10 protein-coding genes are annotated in these 18,890 nt (G+C 59.2%); 6 read left to right on the top strand and 4 right to left on the bottom strand.

The genetic code is table 11. The annotated features are described in order from the left end of the window. Position 1 precedes the first annotated feature (1 nt). Positions 2-1,036 carry a lipopolysaccharide heptosyltransferase II gene (waaF, locus tag AC1MEA_RS05185; protein WP_219062378.1) on the bottom strand — a complete coding sequence of 345 codons (1,035 nt, stop codon included), beginning with the start codon at positions 1,034-1,036 and terminating at the stop codon, positions 2-4. A gap of 156 nt (positions 1,037-1,192) precedes the next feature. Next, positions 1,193-4,138, bottom strand: coding sequence for a bifunctional [glutamate--ammonia ligase]-adenylyl-L-tyrosine phosphorylase/[glutamate--ammonia-ligase] adenylyltransferase (gene glnE, locus AC1MEA_RS05190; RefSeq protein ID WP_480917021.1), 2,946 nt, complete (start codon positions 4,136-4,138; stop codon positions 1,193-1,195). A 382-nt stretch (positions 4,139-4,520) separates the two neighbouring features. On the opposite strand from glnE, the gene aceE reads away from it, so the two are divergent. The 5 genes from aceE to msrA all read left to right on the top strand — a co-directional run bounded on the left by aceE (position 4,521) and on the right by msrA (position 14,406). Continuing rightward, positions 4,521-7,166, top strand: coding sequence for a pyruvate dehydrogenase (acetyl-transferring), homodimeric type (gene aceE / locus AC1MEA_RS05195; RefSeq protein WP_480917022.1), 2,646 nt, complete (start codon positions 4,521-4,523; stop codon positions 7,164-7,166). Positions 7,167-7,320: 154 nt separating this feature from the next. Further along, a complete protein-coding gene (aceF, locus tag AC1MEA_RS05200; RefSeq protein ID WP_480917023.1) occupies positions 7,321-8,961 on the top strand; it encodes a dihydrolipoyllysine-residue acetyltransferase in 1,641 nt (546 codons plus the stop codon). A 240-nt stretch (positions 8,962-9,201) separates the two neighbouring features. Continuing rightward, a complete protein-coding gene (locus AC1MEA_RS05205) occupies positions 9,202-10,638 on the top strand; it encodes an alkaline phosphatase D family protein (protein WP_480917024.1) in 1,437 nt (478 codons plus the stop codon). Between the two features lie 271 nt (positions 10,639-10,909). Beyond that, positions 10,910-13,603, top strand: a complete 2,694-nt coding sequence (locus AC1MEA_RS05210; RefSeq protein ID WP_480917025.1) for a putative bifunctional diguanylate cyclase/phosphodiesterase — start codon at positions 10,910-10,912, stop codon at positions 13,601-13,603. Between the two features lie 155 nt (positions 13,604-13,758). Next, on the top strand, positions 13,759-14,406 hold the full coding sequence (msrA, locus tag AC1MEA_RS05215) for a peptide-methionine (S)-S-oxide reductase MsrA (protein WP_480917026.1): 648 nt from the start codon (positions 13,759-13,761) through the stop codon (positions 14,404-14,406). 82 nt (positions 14,407-14,488) lie between these two features. Here the strand turns inward: msrA and gbdR are convergent, their stop codons facing one another. Both gbdR and AC1MEA_RS05225 read right to left on the bottom strand, forming a co-directional pair. Further along, entirely contained in the window at positions 14,489-15,592 is a 1,104-nt protein-coding gene (gene gbdR, locus AC1MEA_RS05220; protein ID WP_219062371.1) for a choline metabolism transcriptional regulator GbdR, read from the bottom strand. 480 nt (positions 15,593-16,072) lie between these two features. Beyond that, the gene (locus AC1MEA_RS05225; protein ID WP_480917027.1) at positions 16,073-17,449 is read right to left on the bottom strand and encodes an L-serine ammonia-lyase; all 1,377 of its coding nucleotides are present in this window, start codon (positions 17,447-17,449) and stop codon (positions 16,073-16,075) included. Positions 17,450-17,927: 478 nt separating this feature from the next. Between AC1MEA_RS05225 and AC1MEA_RS05230 the strand changes: the two genes are divergently transcribed. Further along, positions 17,928-18,875: a choline ABC transporter substrate-binding protein gene (locus AC1MEA_RS05230; RefSeq protein ID WP_449634058.1), complete on the top strand. Its 948-nt coding sequence runs from the start codon at positions 17,928-17,930 to the stop codon at positions 18,873-18,875. Positions 18,876-18,890 lie beyond the last annotated feature (15 nt).

An 18,890-nucleotide genomic window follows, 5' to 3' on the forward strand; every position in this document is an offset into this window, starting at 1 on the left:
CTCAGATAACCTCGACCGGCGTGCCGCCCAGACGCTCCAGCGCCTCGACCACAGGTGTTGGCTCCAGTTGGCGCAGGCAGTTGTAATGGCCGAAGCGGCAGGTACGGTCGAAACACGGGCTGCATTCGATGCCCAACCGGACGATTTCGACCTTGTCGGCCAACGGCGGAGTGAAGCCGGGAGACGTCGAGCCGTACACCGCCACCAGCGGGCGGTTGAGCGCCGCGGCGACGTGCATCAAGCCCGAGTCATTGGACACCACCGCGTCAGCGCAGGACATCAGGTCAATCGCTTCGGCCAGCGACGTGTCGCCGCTGAGGTTGACGGCCTCTTCGCGCAAGCCGGGGATCAATCGATCACGAATGCTCTCGCCCACCGCATGATCATTTTTCGAACCAAACAACCAGACCTGCCAGCCTTGGCGAATTCGGGTTTCAGCGACCTTGGCGTAATGTTCAGCAGGCCAGCGCTTGGACTCGCCGAACTCGGCGCCAGGACACAGCGCCAGCACCGGGCGATCAAGCGCCAGGCCGAACTTGCTCAGCGCCGCATCGCGGGTGGCGGCATCGATTCGCAGGCTCGGCCGTGGATACGGCTGAGGCAGCTCGGCGCCCGCGTCATAGGCCAACGCCATGAAACGCTCGATCATCAGCGGGTAACGCTGCTTATCCAGGGTGCGCACATCGTTGAGCAGACCGTAACGGAACTCGCCCCGCCAGCCGGTGCGTTTCGGAATGCCCGCAAAAAACGGCACCAGGGCCGATTTCAGCGAGTTGGGTAACAGAATCGCCTGGTCATACTGGCCCGCCAGCGACTTGCCGATCCTGCGGCGGGTCGCCAGTTCGAGCGCGCCGTGGCCGAGCGGAAAGCTCAAGGCCTTGCGCACTTCAGGCATGCGTTCAAGGATCGGCCGGCTCCACTCGGGGGCCAACACATCGATTTCGCACTGGGGATGACGCTGTTTCAGGCACTGGAACAGCGTTTGCGCCATCACCATGTCACCGACCCAGCTTGGCCCAACGATTAGAATTCTCATGCTTAATCCAAAAACGACCAGAAACGAGCAGGGAGGCTTATCAAATTGCGTGACCTTGCCACGCAACCTGACGCCTCCCTGTCATAGCGTTATAAATCCTGCGCCACACGACGTTTAACGTCGCGAGCGCTCGCCGGATGCCATTGATTCACACCCTTAACTCAAACCTAACTCAGACCAGATCCGTAACACTTCGCGCCGCTGGGCGTGAAATTGATCGCCGCCGACCACCCCGGCCTCTTTCTGCAAAGCCTGCCGGTGAGCCGCTGCACGATAGGCCTTATAAGCCTCGCGTAACAGGTGGGCATCTGTGTCGGGGATCAACCCGGCCTGTTCCAGACCTTCCAGAATACGGATGTTATCGGTGTAACGCAGCAGTGCCGGATGCTCCCAGGACCACGCCAAGGCGGCGTATTGCACCATAAATTCGATATCGACGATACCACCGGCGTCCTGCTTGAGATCGAACGGCGCCGTGGCTTCGAAGGCATTCGCGGCTGTTCCGGCGGCCGTCGACTTGCTGCCAAGGTTGTCACGCATCTTGGCGCGCATCTCGCTCACTTCCAGTCGCAGCGCAGGCAAATCACGCTTGCGACCCAGCACGGAGGCCCGTACTTTTTCGAAAGCAGCACCGACCTCATGACTGCCCACCAACACCCGCGCACGCACCAGCGCCTGGTGCTCCCAGGTCCAGGCTTCGTTTTCCTGATAGCGGCTGAAGGCGCCCAATGAGCTGACCAGCAGCCCCGACGCGCCAGACGGACGCAGGCGCATATCAACCTCGTACAGCTGACCGGAGTTGGTCTGGGTGGTCAGCAAATGGATAATCCGCTGGCCCAGTCGGGTGAAGAACTGCGCGCCGTCTATAGGCTTGGCGCCGTCGGTTTCGGCCTGCGGATCACCGTCGTGAATGAACACCAGGTCCAGGTCCGAACCATGACCGAGCTCAATCCCCCCGACTTTGCCGTACCCAACGATGATAAAACCGGGATCGCATAGGGTGCCATCCGGGCGCGACGGCGTGCCGTGTCTGGCGACCGTGTGGCGCCAGGCCAGGGCCAACACCTGCTCCAGAATCGCTTCGGCCAGCCAGGTCAGGTAATCGCTGACTTTCATCAGGGGCAAGCTACCGGTGATTTCCGAGGCTGCCACGCGCAGCCGGTGGGCCAGTTTGAAGTGGCGCAGGGCCTCCATCTGTTGTTCGAGGTCATCTTCGGGAATCCGGGTCAACCGCTCGCGCAATTCCGCTGCCAGCTCCGGGGCCAACGGCGGGCTGAACAGACGGCCTTCGTTGAGCAATTCATCGAGCAACAGCGGGAAGCGTGCGATTTGTTCGGCGATCCACGGGCTGGCCGCACACAGCGTCAGTAAACGACGCAGGGCATTGGGGTTTTCCGTCAGGAGCACCAGATAGGCGGAGCGTCGGGCGACCGCTTCGACCAGTGGCAGCACGCGCTCCAGGACCAGGTCGGGATTTTCATGTTCCACCGCCTGCGCCATCAGCCGTGGAATAAAGGCGTCCAGACGTTCGCGGCTCAGGCGCTGCATGGAGCGCAATTGCGGACTGCTGCGCAGGCCTGACAATTGTTTCAGCGCCTTGGTGGCATCGGTAAACCCGCCTTCCTGCAACTGGCGGCAGGCGGCATCTTCATCCTGGGACTCTTCCCACAGCGGCAACCATTCACCGCCGACCACCATTTCGCTTTCTTCACCCTGCTCTTCATCGGGATCGGCGATCACCTGGCGGAAGTGCCAATCCACGCGGCCGCGCCAGTGCATCAACTGTGCGTGGAAACTCGTCCAGTCGGCAAAGCCCAGCATGAAAGCGATGCGCGCCTGATCTTCCGGGCTGTCCGGGAGCATCTGGGTCTGGCGATCGGCGATGGCCTGGATCGCGTGTTCGGTGTATCGCAAAAACTCATAGGCGTCGCGCAGTTCACCAATCACCGCAGGCGGCAGATACCCCTGACCTTCCAGGGTGTGCAGCACTTTAAGCAGCGGGCGTTGTTGCAGGCTCAGGTCACGACCACCGTGAATCAACTGGAACGCCTGGGCGATGAACTCCACTTCGCGAATCCCGCCAGCGCCAAGCTTTATGTTCTCGGCCATGCCTTTACGCCGGACTTCCTGCTGAATCAGCTGCTTCATGGTGCGCAGCGCTTCAATCGCAGAGAAGTCCAGGTAACGCCGGTAGACGAACGGCCGCAGCATGTCGAGCAACTGCCCGCCAGCGACTTGATCGCCGCCCACCACCCGCGCTTTGATCATCGCGTAGCGCTCCCAGTCACGGCCCTGATCCTGGTAATACTGCTCCAGCGCGTTAAAACTGAGCACCAGTGCGCCCGACGAGCCATAAGGCCGCAAGCGCATGTCCACGCGGAACACGAAGCCATCGACGGTGATCGGGTCCAGCGCCTTGATCAGCCGTTGCCCCAGGCGAATGAAGAACTCCTGATTGTCCAGCGGGCGCTTGACCCCCTGGGTTTCGCCGCCCTCGGGGTAACCAAAGATCAGATCGATGTCCGACGACAGGTTGAGTTCGACCGCCCCCAGCTTGCCCATCCCGAGGATGACCATCTGCTGCGGCTCACCACTGCGGCGCCCGGTCGGCACGCCGAACTGCTGACAATGGCGCTGATACAGCCATTGATAGGCCAGATCGATGCAAGCGTCGGCCATGTCCGACAGATCGCGGCAGGTTTCAACCAGATCGGCCTGACGGGTCAGGTCACGCCAGACGATGCGCACCTGATGCCGGGTGCGCTGGCGACGCAAATGGTGGCCCAACTCATCCTCGGTGCTGGCGAGTTGCACGGCGGCGTCAAGCTGTTCGCGCAACTCACCCACGGCAAAACTGCGCTCCAACTGGCCGGACGCGGCAAGGTCGAGGAGCATCTGCGGGTCGCGGCACACCTGATCGGCGACAAAGTCACTGGCCGCGCACACCCGGTCGAAAGCGGCGCGGCGTGCATCGGGCCAAGCGTCCAGCGTGACAAGGATATCGTCGGAAAGGGAAGCCACGGCGGTGCGCCACGACTGATGCGCACGCGTGACAAACGGCTGGAGGATGGCTGGCAGATCGGCCAGCAAAGGGAGGCTCATGGTCTATCCTTTATCGGCGTACGGAGGGCCGGTTGTCGTAACAGCAAGAAATACGTAGTGAGGCGGATCGTAGAACAAAGGTTATAAATAGCTGAAAAATCATATTTCTTGGCAGCCAACATCAAGCTTTTCCCCGTCCGAGTTCACGTTACACTCACATTAACGATTTATCTCACAACACAACAGGAGCCCATAGGTCGCTCTTCTGTAGTTTTACTACTGAGGCATCTACTCGAAAGGCTGAAATGGCCGACGATTTGTAGTAAAACTACACGACGCCGGTACAACCTCCGGTAATCCAAGAATTTATGTCGTCTGCCCACAAGGCCAGTCGCAAACTCAGGCAACCGATTCTGGAAGCCTTTCCGCCCTGGAGCAAGCCATGCAAGACCTCGATCCCGTCGAAACCCAGGAATGGCTGGACGCCCTGGAATCGGTTCTCGACAAAGAAGGCGAAGACCGTGCTCACTATTTGATGACCCGTATGGGCGAGCTGGCCACCAGAAGTGGCTCACAGCTGCCTTACGCCATCACCACGCCCTACCGCAACACGATCCCCGTTACCCATGAAGCACGCATGCCTGGCGACCTGTTCATGGAACGCCGCATTCGCTCGTTGGTGCGTTGGAACGCGTTGGCAATGGTTGTCAAAACCAACCTGCATGACCCTGACCTGGGCGGTCACATCTCCAGCTTCGCCTCCAGCGCGACGCTGTATGACATTGGTTTCAACTACTTCTTCCAGGCCCCGACCGACGAACATGGCGGCGACCTGATCTACTTCCAGGGTCACGCTTCGCCGGGCGTTTACGCACGTGCGTTCATGGAAGGCCGGATCACCGAAGACCAAATGAACAACTTCCGTCAGGAAGTCGACGGCAAAGGCCTGTCGTCTTATCCACACCCGTGGCTGATGAAAGATTTCTGGCAGTTCCCGACTGTGTCCATGGGCCTTGGCCCGATCCAGGCGATCTACCAGGCACGCTTCATGAAGTACCTGGAACACCGCGGCTACATCCCTGAAGGCAAGCAGAAAGTCTGGTGCTTCCTGGGCGATGGCGAGACCGACGAGCCGGAATCCCTGGGTGCAATCTCCCTGGCCGGTCGTGAAAACCTCGACAACCTGATCTTCGTCGTCAACTGCAACCTGCAACGTCTCGACGGCCCGGTTCGCGGTAACGGCAAGATCATCCAGGAACTCGAAGGTGTGTTCCGTGGCGCTCAATGGAACGTGACCAAAGTGGTCTGGGGCCGTTTCTGGGACCCACTGCTGGCCAAAGACGTCGACGGCATCCTGCAACGCCGGATGGACGAAGTGGTCGACGGCGAGTATCAGAACTACAAAGCCAAAGACGGCGCATTCGTGCGTGAACACTTCTTCAACTCGCCTGAACTCAAGGCCATGGTTGCAGACCTGTCCGACGACGAAATCTGGAAGCTCAACCGTGGCGGCCACGACCCGTACAAGGTCTACGCGGCGTACCACGAAGCCGTCAACCACAAGGGTCAACCGACCGTGGTTCTGGCCAAGACCATCAAGGGTTACGGCACCGGTGCGGGCGAAGCGAAGAACACCGCGCACAACACCAAGAAAGTCGACGTCGACAGCCTGAAAAGCTTCCGTGACCGTTTCGACATTCCGGTCAAAGATGACCAACTGGACAGCCTGCCGTTCTTCAAACCCGAAGAAGGCAGTGCCGAAGCCCGCTACCTGAGCGAGCGTCGTGCCGCACTGGGCGGTTTCGTGCCACAGCGTCGCGCCAAGAGTTTCGATCTACCGACTCCGCCACTGGAAACCCTCAAGGCTATCCTCGACGGTTCCGGCGATCGCGAAATCTCCACCACCATGGCGTTCGTGCGGATTCTGTCGCAACTGATCAAGGACAAAGAAATCGGCCAGCGCATCGTGCCGATCATCCCGGACGAAGCCCGTACCTTCGGTATGGAAGGCATGTTCCGTCAGTTGGGCATCTACTCGGCCGTCGGCCAGCTCTACGAGCCAGTCGATAAAGAACAAGTGATGTTCTACCGCGAGGACAAGAAAGGTCAGATCCTCGAGGAAGGCATCAACGAAGCAGGCGCCATGTCCTCCTTCATCGCTGCCGGTACGTCCTACAGCACTCACAACCAACCGATGATCCCGTTCTACATCTTCTATTCGATGTTCGGGTTCCAACGTATCGGCGACCTGGCCTGGGCCGCTGGCGACAGCCGCACCCGTGGCTTCCTGGTTGGCGGCACGGCCGGTCGGACCACGCTCAACGGCGAAGGTTTGCAGCACGAAGACGGTCACAGCCATATCCTGGCCTCGACCATTCCGAACTGCCGCACGTTCGACCCGACCTACGGCTATGAATTGGCGGTGATCATCCGCGAAGGCATGCGCCTGATGTTCGAAGAGCAGCAGGACGTTTTCTACTACCTCACCGTGATGAACGAATCCTACGTGCAACCGGCCATGCCGGCTGGCGTCGAGGAAGGCATCATCAAGGGTATGTACCTGCTCGAAGAAGACACCAAGGAAGCGGCGCACCACGTCCAGCTTATGGGGTCGGGCACCATCCTGCGTGAAGTGCGTGAAGCGGCGAAAATCCTGCGCGAGCAGTTCAACGTCGGCGCGGATGTCTGGAGCGTTACCAGCTTCAACGAACTGCGTCGCAACGGCCTGGCCGTAGAGCGCAGCAACCGCCTGCACCCGGGTCAGAAGCCTGCATTGAGCTACGTGGAAGAATGCCTCAGTGGCCGTAAAGGTCCGGTGATCGCTTCGACCGACTACATGAAACTGTTCGCTGACCAGATTCGTCAGTGGGTACCGACCAAGGAATACAAAGTCCTGGGCACTGACGGTTTCGGCCGCAGTGACAGCCGCAAGAAGCTGCGTCACTTCTTTGAAGTCGACCGTAACTTCGTGGTGCTGGCAGCTCTGGAAGCCTTGGCTGATCGCGGCGATATCGAACCCAAGGTGGTGGCTGAAGCCATCGTCAAGTTCGGCATCGACCCTGAGAAACGCAACCCACTGGACTGTTAAGAGTCTGTTTTCAGATCGCACACAGCGCTGATGAGGTGCGCGAAGCAGTAGAGGGTGCGGAATTTACATCGGTAAATGAGCACCCAACGCTGTTTTCGTCTCAACTGAAACCAGTGCAGTCGAGAGTGAACAGGTTCTCCGAAGGAGAGAGATTGTGAGTGAGCTAATTCGAGTACCCGACATCGGCAACGGTGAAGGTGAAGTCATTGAATTGATGGTCAAGGTCGGCGATCGCATCGAAGCCGATCAGAGCATCCTGACGCTGGAGTCGGACAAGGCGAGCATGGAAATCCCTGCGCCTAAAGCCGGCGTCATCAAAAGCATGAAAGTGAAACTCGGCGACCGCCTGAAAGAAGGCGACGAGCTGTTCGAACTGGAAGTCGAAGGCGACACGGCGGCTCCTGCACAAGCGGCTCCCGCTGCGGCCGCACCTGCCGCTGCCGCGCCAGAAAAAGCGGCGCCTGCCGCCGCGTCGGCACCGGTTGCAGCGCCAGCTGCCGCTGCCAGCGAAACCGTCCAGGACATCCATGTTCCGGACATCGGCTCGTCGGGCAAAGCCAAGATCATCGAATTGATGGTCAAGGTCGGGGACACCATCGTCGCTGATCAATCGCTGATCACGCTCGAATCCGACAAAGCCAGCATGGAAATTCCTTCGCCCGCTGCCGGCGTGGTCGAAAGCATCAGCGTCAAGCTGGACCAGGAAGTCGGCACCGGCGACCTGATCCTGAAATTGAAAGTGACGGGCGCAGCAGCACCCGCCGCCGCACCGGCTCAGGCTGCTGCTCCGGCCACAACCGAAGCGGCCGTACCCGTAGCTGCCTCGGCACCAAAAGCCGAAGCCGCTGCTCCAGCCGCCGTGGCACCCGCGAAAGACGGCGCCAAGGTTCACGCTGGCCCGGCCGTTCGCCAACTGGCTCGTGAGTTCGGTGTAGAGCTGACGGCAGTGGGTTCAACCGGCCCGCACGGTCGCGTGCTCAAAGAAGACGTGCAGGTTTACGTCAAGGCCATGATGCAGAAGGCCAAGGAAGCACCGGCCGGCGGCGCTACCGGGGGCGCGGGTATTCCGCCGATCCCGGTGGTCGATTTCAGCCGTTATGGCGAAACCGAAGAAGTGCCGATGACTCGCCTGATGCAACTCGGCGCATCAAGCCTGCACCGCAGCTGGCTGAACATTCCGCACGTGACTCAGTTCGACCAGGCCGACATCACCGAACTGGAAGCTTTCCGCATCGCTCAGAAAGCCGTCGCAGAGAAGGCCGGCGTCAAGCTGACCGTCCTGCCACTGCTGCTCAAGGCGGCTGCGCATTTGCTCAAGGAACTGCCGGACTTCAACAGCTCGTTGGCGCCAAGCGGCAAAGCGATCATCCGCAAGAAGTACGTGAACATCGGCTTCGCCGTGGACACGCCGGAAGGTCTGCTGGTGCCGGTCATCAAGAACGTCGATCAGAAGAGCCTGCTGCAATTGGCCGCTGAAGCCGCCGCTCTGGCAGAAAAAGCGCGCTCCAAAAAGCTCTCCGCCGATGACATGCAAGGCGCCTGCTTCACGATCTCCAGCCTCGGCCACATTGGCGGCACCGGCTTCACGCCGATCGTCAACGCACCGGAAGTGGCGATCCTTGGCGTGTCCAAGGCCACTATCCAGCCAGTCTGGGACGGTAAAGCCTTCCAGCCGAAACTGATGCTGCCACTGTCACTGTCCTATGATCACCGCGTGATCAACGGCGCTGCGGCTGCGCGCTTCACCAAGCGCCTGAGCGAGCTGCTCGGGGATATCCGCACGATGCTCCTGTAAAAAAGCCGGCAGGCCCGTTTCCGCGGGCCTGCCGAGCACTGTTTTCCGAGCTGCCACGCTCGTACCTCAACCCCGCCAACTTGGCGGGGCTTTTTTTTGCCCGCCAAACCGGTTTTCCTACAGCACGCATCGTCAGCAGCCGCACACGCTGTAGCCCTTCATGAGGCGATTTTTTTCCTGTCCGCCCTAGAATCAATGAGATGCCATGCACCCACCAATTTGATTTGAAAGGATTCAATCATGGAAATACTCAAGCCCACTGTCGGCCCTGTCGTTGGCCATACCACCTCGCAACAATGCCGAATTTTTCTTCGCAGCAAAAAAAGCGACTCGCAAACCCCTCATTTCAGCGTTGTACGTTACCGGGCCAGTCACAGTCCTGACTGGTCTGAACCTGTGTTCAACCAACTGATGCCCTACAACGACATGACGGCGGTGATGATCCTCGATGGCCTTGAGGACAACACGGTCTATGACTATCAAGCAGGCTGGTTCAGCGCTGAAACAACCCTGGGCAATGTCGCTCTGCAAAGCAGCGGCAAACTGAAGTGGCCCAGCAGCAACTATGTCTTCAAGACCGCCACCCGCGATCCAAAAGCCGAGCGTAACTTCATCGTCGGCTCGTGCCGTTATATCCATACCCTGAGGGGCAGCGGTGGAGTGGGCCTGTGGCCGGATCTGGGCGACCAGATGTTCAAAGTGATGTTCGACAAAGTCACCCGAAAGAAAATGCCCATTGATGCCATGTTCATGGTGGGTGATCAAATCTATGCCGACGACCTCAACCTGATCAACCCGGCAGCGGCGCTGGAAGACTTTCTGAGCCGTTACCGGGTCGCGTTCAGCCAGGAGGGTATCGGCAAAATGATGAACAACGTGCCCACCTACATGATCCTCGACGACCATGAGATCGAGGACAACTGGCCCGCCAAGGCCACCCCGCAAGACATAGAGATGCTCTACCCCGCCGCCATCACGGCGTACAGCATCTACCAATGCAGCCACAGCCCCCTGTACGACGTGAGGAAGAGCGGAGACATTTCCGGCTCGGTCATCCCGAAGAAATTTTGGTACACCGTCACCAACGGCGTATCCGACTGGTTTGTCATGGACGTCCGAACCGAGCGCAAATTGCACACCACGCCACCCGAAATGATTGGCACGGTGCAAATGGCCGCCCTGCTCGACGGGTTGAAAACCAGTCAGGCGCGGGTCAAGTTCGTGGTCACGCCGGTCATGTTTTACCCGGACCTCCAATCAGACGATGGCGACAGCTGGAAGTCGTTCCCGGAGCAACGCAACCAGATTCTCGACTACATTCGCTTCAATAAAATCCAAAACGTCGTATTCGTTTCCGGCGACGTTCATTGCTCCCTGGTCAGCAAACTGACCCATTCGGCCGAACCCGACTTCAGCGTGCACACCATCGTGTCTTCGCCGCTGTACAAAATCCCGCTTTTGGCGACGTATGCTTACGCCTATGAATCGGACTTCATACTGAATGAGCCGGTGAGCATCGTGGACGACGGTGCTTACAACAGCCAACTGATAAGCCGCGTTCACAGCGAAGACAACTTTGCCTATGTGAGCGCGAATGAAAAAGAAGTTCAGGTGCAGTTCTTTGGCAAAAATGGCCAAACCCTGGAAAAACAGCCGATCGTCATTGCCCTGGATTAACAGACCGCGACTCTCCTTTTTGCAGGCAAGCCAGTACCCATAAATCCTGCACAGAGCTTGTGGGTACTGGCTTGTATGCTAAGTGTCATACTTTGCACACCCCAAGAATCCCGTGAAACACCGCAGATCGATACGCCAATCGATACGATTTATAGCACTAAGCCACTGCCCTCACTTGTCAGCCTGAGCTGCATGATGCAACCTTGGCGCACGCGACGAAAAAGAGGGCGTAAGCCCGTGCGCGATCAGCATTCTGGAAGCGAGTTTCTTAATGAAAAGCCAACCCGATGCCGTCGGTCGAACCGCGGTCGAGGTAGTCACGCAATTACCGGTGCCTTCGCGGCTCGGTATGTTGCGTTTCGAACGGCTGAATGAAGCTAGCTGGGCGCTGCTGTACCTCGATCCCAATTGCGAAAAGCAGTTTGGTCTGCCCGCGGTAGACCTTTGCGCCCTCATTGGCTCGCCTTATGCCAGCCTGATGGAGCCCGAAGCGCGCTATCAGATGCATGACGACATCCAGCTGCAATTGGCCAACAGCCCGTTCTATCTGATCCGCTATACGCTGCACACCGCCTTGGGCCCAATCAGCCTGCTGGAGATGGGTGAGGGCTTTAAGCAACATAACCGCCACCTGCTACGCGGCTACATCATCGTGGTCGAAGGCCTGTTCGGTGACAGCGGCCCTGCATCAGACCCGGATCTGGAAAACCAGAACAACCGCCTGCAAATTGCCCTTGAGCTCAACCAGCGTGCCCAGCATGAGCAATTGCTGCATCTTGAGCGTGTTCGCGCTCAGCAAAGCCTGATCCTGCGCCTGGCCCGCCATCGCTACAGCAGCCAAAACTCGGTGCAGGAAGCGGCCCAACTGATCACCCAAAGCGCCTGCGAAATCTATGACATCGCCTGCGCCAGTATCTGGAACCTCAACGACCAGCGCCTGGAGCCGATTGCCGCGTTCAATCGCGACACGGGCGACTGCCTGCTGCCGCAACCCATCGACGCCAGCCTGTTCCCGAACTACCTGGATGCCCTGCACACCGGCCGCGCCATTGATGCCAATGACGTCTCACTGGACCCGCGCACCCGCGAGCTGGCCGAAAGCCTGAAGCCTCGGGATATCAATGCGATGCTCGATGCCAGTATCCGAGTCGATGGCAATGTCGTCGGCGTGCTGTGCCTGGAACAAACCGGCACCCCGCGCCTCTGGCAGGCCGATGAAATAACCTTTGCCGGCGAGTTGGCCGACCAATTCGCGCAAGTTCTCAACAACCACAACCGACGCACCGCCACCAGCGCCTTGCATTTGTTCCAGCGTGCCGTGGAACAAAGCGCCAACGCCTTCTTGCTGGTCAATTGCGACGGGGTGGTTGAATACGTCAACCCGAGCTTCACCGCGATCACCCAATACACCACCGAAGAGGTTCACGGCCACCGGCTGTCAGATCTGACAGCGCTGGAAAACCTCAACGAATTGCTGCTCGACGCCAACTCCAGCCTGGCCAAAAGCAACAGTTGGCAAGGCGAGTTCAAGAGCCGTCGCAAAAACCTGGAACCCTATTGGGGGCAACTTTCGATCTCCAAGGTGTATGGCGACAATCGTGAGCTGACCCATTACATCGGCATCTACGAAGACATCACCCAGACCAAGCTGGCACAGCAGCGCATCGAGCGCCTGGCCTACACCGACAACCTCACCAGCCTGGGCAACCGACCGGCGTTCATTCGCAACCTCGATGAGCGCTTCGCCCGTGACAGCGACACGCCGATCAGCCTGCTGCTGGTGGACATCGACAACTTCAAACGCATCAACGACAGCCTTGGCCATCAGACGGGTGACAAACTGCTGATCAGCCTTGCCCGGCGCCTGCGCAACAGCCTGAGCCCCAGCGGCAGTCTGGCTCGGTTTGCCAGTAACGAGTTTGCCGTACTGCTGGATGACACCGATCTCGACGCCGGCCAGCAGATCGCCATTCAGGTGCTCAAGACCCTGGATAAACCGATGTTCGTCGACAACCAGTTGATCAGCGTCACCGGTTCCGTGGGCCTCGCCTGCGCGCCACTGCACGGCCGCGACCCGCAAACCCTGATGAAGAACGCCGGCCTGGCTCTGCACAAGGCCAAGGCCAACGGCAAACATCAGGTACAAGTATTCACAGAAGCCCTCAACGCCGAGGCCAGCTATAAGCTGTTCGTCGAGAACAACCTGCGACGCGCCTTGACCCAAAACGAGCTGGAAGTGTTCTACCAACCCAAGCTGTGCCTGCGCAGTGGACGGTTGCTGGGAATGGAAGCGCTATTGCGCTGGAATCACCCGGAAAAAGGCATGATTCGCCCGGACCAGTTCATCAGCGTTGCAGAAGAAACCGGCCTGATCATCCCCATCGGTAAATGGGTCGCGCGCGAAGCGTGCCGCATGAGCAAGCAACTGACCGCTGCCGGGCTGGGGCTCTTGCACGTTGCGATCAACCTGTCGCCCAAGCAGTTTTCCGATCCGGACCTGGTGTCTTCGATTGCCACCATCCTCAAGGAAGAGCGTCTGGCAGCGCCCTTGCTGGAGCTTGAACTCACCGAAGGTTTGCTGCTGGAAGCGACCGAGGACACCCGACAACAACTCGACTTCCTGAAAAGTCTCGGGCTGACCCTGGCCATGGATGACTTCGGCACCGGTTATTCGTCCCTCAGCTACCTGAAAAAATTCCCGATTGACGTCATCAAAATCGATCGCAGCTTCATCCGCGACATTCCGGACAATCAGGACGACATGGAAATCACCTCAGCAGTGATCGCCATGGCCCACAACCTTAAACTCACGGTCGTGGCCGAAGGTGTCGAAACCGCCGAACAGCTGGCGTTCCTGCGCCGCCACCGCTGCGACGTCGGCCAGGGCTACCTGTTTGACCGGCCGATTCCAGGACTGGAGCTGATCGACAAGCTCCGACGTTACCCTCGCGGCCCTCTGGTCTGACATCACCGCGCCTCTCCCTCCGCGTGCCCCGCCCCTTCCCTCGACCCTGAACAGTCGGGCAAACTGTCGGTCTATCGTCACTCACCCTCTATTAATCAGAAGCCCTGACTGACAACGCTTATCTGTTGTCTCGATCTATTCAGAGGATATGGCTCATGGTTTTGCGCTCGGAGATACTCGTGAACAAAAATGAACTGCCTACCGCCTCGCAGGCACTGCCAGGCCGTGAAACGCACATGACCGTGCCGGAAAAACATTTCGTCAACGGCAACCCGTTGCTCGGCCCGTTCCCTGGCACCGTGGATTTCGCGATTTTTGGCATGGGCTGTTTCTGGGGTGCTGAACGCCGTCTATGGCAGCAACCGGGCGTGCACAGCACAGCGGTCGGTTACGCCGGAGGCATGACGCCCAACCCGACATACGAAGAGGTCTGCTCGGGCCTGACCGGCCACAGCGAAGTCGTCCTGGTGGTCTACGACACCGAACACACGACCTACGAAGCACTGTTGAAAACGTTCTGGGAAGCGCACAACCCGACTCAGGGCATGCGTCAGGGCAACGACATCGGCACCCAGTATCGTTCGGTCATCTACTGCACCAACGAAACCCAACTCAAAGCGGCCCAAGTGAGCAAAGACGCATTCCAGGCCGAACTGGACAAAGCTGGCCTGGGCCGGATCACCACCGAAATCGAAGAAGCACCGACGTTCTACTACGCCGAGGCGTATCACCAGCAGTACTTGGCGAAGAACCCGGCCGGTTATTGCGGGCTGGGTGGGACTGGCGTTTGTTTGCCCGCGTGAGGATTTTCGGCGTCTGAAAAGGCGCCTTCACGTGAATGAATTCACTCCCGCAGGGTTGAGGGCCGAACATTTGCCCTTTCAATCACAACCGCACACTCGCAAACGTCGATTCGTTACGCGCCTGGCTCAGCGCCGACAGCGGACCTGACAGCGGCGCGAGCACCAGTGCTTGCGGGATTGGCATCATCGCGACTTGCTGGGCGGTGTTGGAACCGACGCGTTCGTCACGCGGCGGGATGCCGAAGTATTCGCGGTAGCACTTAGAGAAGTGCGGCGTGGACACGAAGCCACACACCGACGCCACTTCGATAATCGACATCGGCGTCTGCTTGAGCAGTTGCCGGGCGCGGATCAAGCGCAGCTTGAGGTAATAGCGCGACGGTGAGCAGTGCAGGTATTTCTGGAACAGCCGCTCCAGCTGACGCCGGGAAACAGTGACGTATACCGCCAGTTCGTCCAGGTCGATAGGCTCTTCAAGGTTGGCCTCCATCAACGCCACGATTTCCTGCAGTTTCGGCTGATTGGTGCCGAGCATGTGTTTGAGCGGCACACGCTGGTGATCCTGCTCGTTGCGAATACGCTCGTAGACGAACATCTCGGAAATCGCTGCCGACAGTTCGCGACCGTGATCGCGGCTGATCAAGTGCAGCATCATGTCCAGCGGCGCGGTGCCGCCAGAGCTGGTGAAGCGGTTACGGTCCAGGGTAAACAAGCGGGTGCTCATGGCAACACGCGGGAACGCTTCCTGCATCGCGGCCAGGCATTCCCAGTGCACGCTGCAATCGAAACCATCGAGCAGGCCGGCGCAGGCCAAGGCCCAACTGCCGGTGCAGACAGCGCCCAGACGACGCGATTGGCGTGCCTGGCTTTGCAGCCAGCTGACGTGCTCGCGGGTCACGGTGCGCTGAATACCCACGCCGCCGCACACAATCACGGTGTCCAGGACGGGGGCCTTGTGCATGGAGGCGTCAGGGGTTATCTGCAGACCATCGCTGGCCCAGACTTGCCCACCGTCGACACTCAGAGTGGTCCAGCGATACAGCTCACGACCAGACAGCTGGTTGGCCATGCGCAACGGCTCAACCGCCGAGGCGAGGGAAATCAGCGTGAAATTGTCCAACAGCAGAAAGCCGATGGATTGCGGCGCGCGGTTCTGGGGTTGGGCCCCGGAGTTGAACGAAGTCATCACGGTATCTCCTCACACAAAGCGGTTGATGGCCTCAGGCGAGGCTCTTGTTATTGCCCATGCGATGGGGGGCTTTGTGATGACAACGCAATTGCCATGCCTAAAGTTGAATGGCCATTCAATAAAACCTGAAAACGACGTCGTGATGCGTCTATATAAGGACCCACGACTAGAGGGGTTATAAGCCGTAGACGCCTTATGCTGCGGGCTGATCCGGGAGGTTGAGCACTTCGGTAGCACTTGTGTGAAGTGCGTGCCTACCTAGACTAAAGGAGTGTCACTGCAGTGCACGAACCGACCAGCGGTCGGTGCTCAAAGCACCGCGCGCTAAAAGGTGGCGGTGCAGATGGGCTGTGCCCATTGTAGGAGCAGGCCTATAACTATGCCTCCCGCCGCGATGGCCGTCTGTCTGACTAACCGGTCAAGCCAATCGCGGGCAAGCCCGTTCCTACAGGATTTGGGCTCGCCGCAGATGTTGTCTCAACACTCAATGGCGCTGACCGCCAACCCGCCGCGCGAGGTTTCCTTGTACTTGTCGTGCATGTCCGCGCCGGTATCACGCATGGTCCGGATCACCCGATCCAGCGAGATAAAGTGCTGACCGTCGCCCCGCAGCGCCATCTGCGCAGCATTGATCGCCTTCACCGCCGCGATGGCGTTGCGCTCGATGCACGGCACCTGCACCAACCCGCCGACCGGATCGCAGGTCAGCCCCAGGTTATGTTCCAGACCGATTTCCGCCGCGTTGCACAACTGCTCCGGAGTGGCGCCAAGAATGTCCGCCAATCCAGCCGCCGCCATGGCGCAGGCCGAACCCACTTCACCCTGGCAACCGACCTCGGCACCCGAGATCGAGGCGTTCTTCTTGCAGAGAATGCCCACCGCCGCGGCCGCCAGGAAGTAGTCGACCACATTGGCCTCGCTGACCTCCTCGCTGAACTTGACGAAGTAATGCAGCACCGCCGGAATAATCCCCGCCGCGCCATTGGTGGGTGCCGTGACCATGCGCCCACCGGCCGCGTTCTCTTCGTTGACGGCCAGGGCGAACAGGTTGACCCACTCCATGGCGCTGAGGGTCGAACCGATCACGTTAGGCTTGCCCAACTCCAACAGACTGCGGTGCAAACGCGCAGCCCGACGACGCACATTCAAACCGCCGGGCAGGATGCCTTCGTGCTTAAGGCCCTCGTCGACACAATCCTGCATCGCACGCCACAAACGCATCAGCCCGGTGCGGATTTCCTCTTCGCTGCGCCAGACTTTTTCGTTGGCCATCATCAGCTCGGACACGCGCAAACCATGCTGCTGGCACAAGGCAAGCAGTTCGGCTGCGCTGGAGAAATCGTACGGCAACACCGTACGGTCCATGTCCAGTACACCGCTTGCAGCCTGGGCTTCATCCACCACAAAACCACCGCCGACCGAGTAATACGTGTCGCGGTGCAGCTCTCCGTCCGCGCTTTCAGCAATCAGGGTCATGGCGTTGGGATGGAACGGCAGGTTTTCATCGATGAGCAGCATGTCGCGCCGCCACTGGAACGGGATGGGCAAGGCACTGTCCAATAGCAGCGTGTCGGTTTCCTTCAGGGTGGCGATGCGCAGCCCGATCTGCGACGGGTCGATAGCATCCGGCCATTCGCCCATCAACCCCATGATCACCGCATTGTCGCTGCCATGGCCGATACCGGTGGCCGACAGCGACCCATAAAGCCTTACTTCAACCCTGACGACCTGAGCCAGTTGCCCACGCTCGCGCAGCCCCTGAACAAAAAGCGCCGCGGCGCGCATAGGCCCCACGGTGTGTGAACTGGAGGGACCGATACCGATCTTGAACAGGTCGAACACACTGATAGCCATTACCGCAAACCCTCTGTAGTCGAGACTCCCGACGCCAAAAGCGCCCGGTGACGGAGCTGCTACGCTGAAGCTGCTATCCGCCGAGATGGGCGCATCATCAGGCTTTTATCGCGGCGTACGGCGTCTGACACCGACGCACCCATACTCACTAACGTCGCCGCTGATGGAGAGCATCCCGGCATGACGGTTTGCGACTGATCGGACCATCAAGATGCCGTATCGACACCTGGAAAGTACCTTTTCGCCGGCTAAAAAATCTGTAAGCGACGTTGCCGACACTGGATACGACCCGGTATGTACTGGATGCGACGCCCCCTGTAGGCGTTTGTTTTTCACTGTTACATGATCAGTCTCGACTCGATTGCCAGGCGCAGTGGCAGAGCTGTTGCGTGACACGCCTCGCCATTCAGCTGCAACACACAAACCGCATCGGCCCCTACCGGCTGATGACGAGAAGAAAACACCTAGGAGTCCATCGATGAAAGGTTCCCAAACGTTGCTGTTGGCCGTTGCGCTGAGTCTGCCGCTGCTGGCGCAAGCTGCAGAACCGGCGCAGTGCGCGACCGTTAACTTCTCCGATGTCGGCTGGACCGACATCACCGTGACCACCGCAGTGACCAGTGCCGTGCTTGAGTCGCTTGGTTACAAAACCAAGACCACCATGATTTCCGTACCCGTGACCTACAAGTCGCTGGCCGATGGCAAGAACATGGACGTGTTCCTCGGCAACTGGATGCCGACCATGGAGAACGACATCAAGGCTTATCGTGATGCCGGCACCGTGGACACCGTTCGTCCCAACCTGGAAAACGCCAAGTACACCCTGGCCGTTCCTCAGGCGCTTTACGACAAAGGTCTGCATGACTTCGCCGACATCGCCAAATTCAAGAAGGAACTCGACGGCAAGATCTACGGCATCGAACCGGGTAACGATGGCAACCGCCTGATCCAGTCCATGATCGACAAGGACGCGTTCGGGCTCAAGGCCGCGGGCTTCAAAGTGGTCGAGTCCAGTGAAGCCGGCATGCTGTCCCAAGTGGATCGCGCCTCGCGTCGCAACACTGACGTGGTCTTCCTCGGCTGGGAACCGCACCCGATGAACACCCGCTTCAAGATGAAATACCTGACAGGTGGCGACGACTACTTCGGTCCGAACTTCGGTCAGGCCACCATCTACACCAACACCCGCAAGGGCTACACCCAGGAATGCAGCAACGTGGGCCAGTTGCTGAAAAACCTGTCGTTCACCCTGAACATGGAAAGCTCGCTGATGGGCAACGTCCTGGACGACAAAATGAAGGCTGATGTAGCAGCCAAAGCCTGGCTGAAGAAGAACCCACAGATCCTTGATACCTGGCTCGCTGGCGTGACCACCATTGACGGTAAACCAGGCCTGGAGGCCGCCAAGGCCAAACTGACCCAGTAACCCGAGTGCAGGCGG

This window comes from Pseudomonas sp. ASL8, from assembly GCF_056680355.1.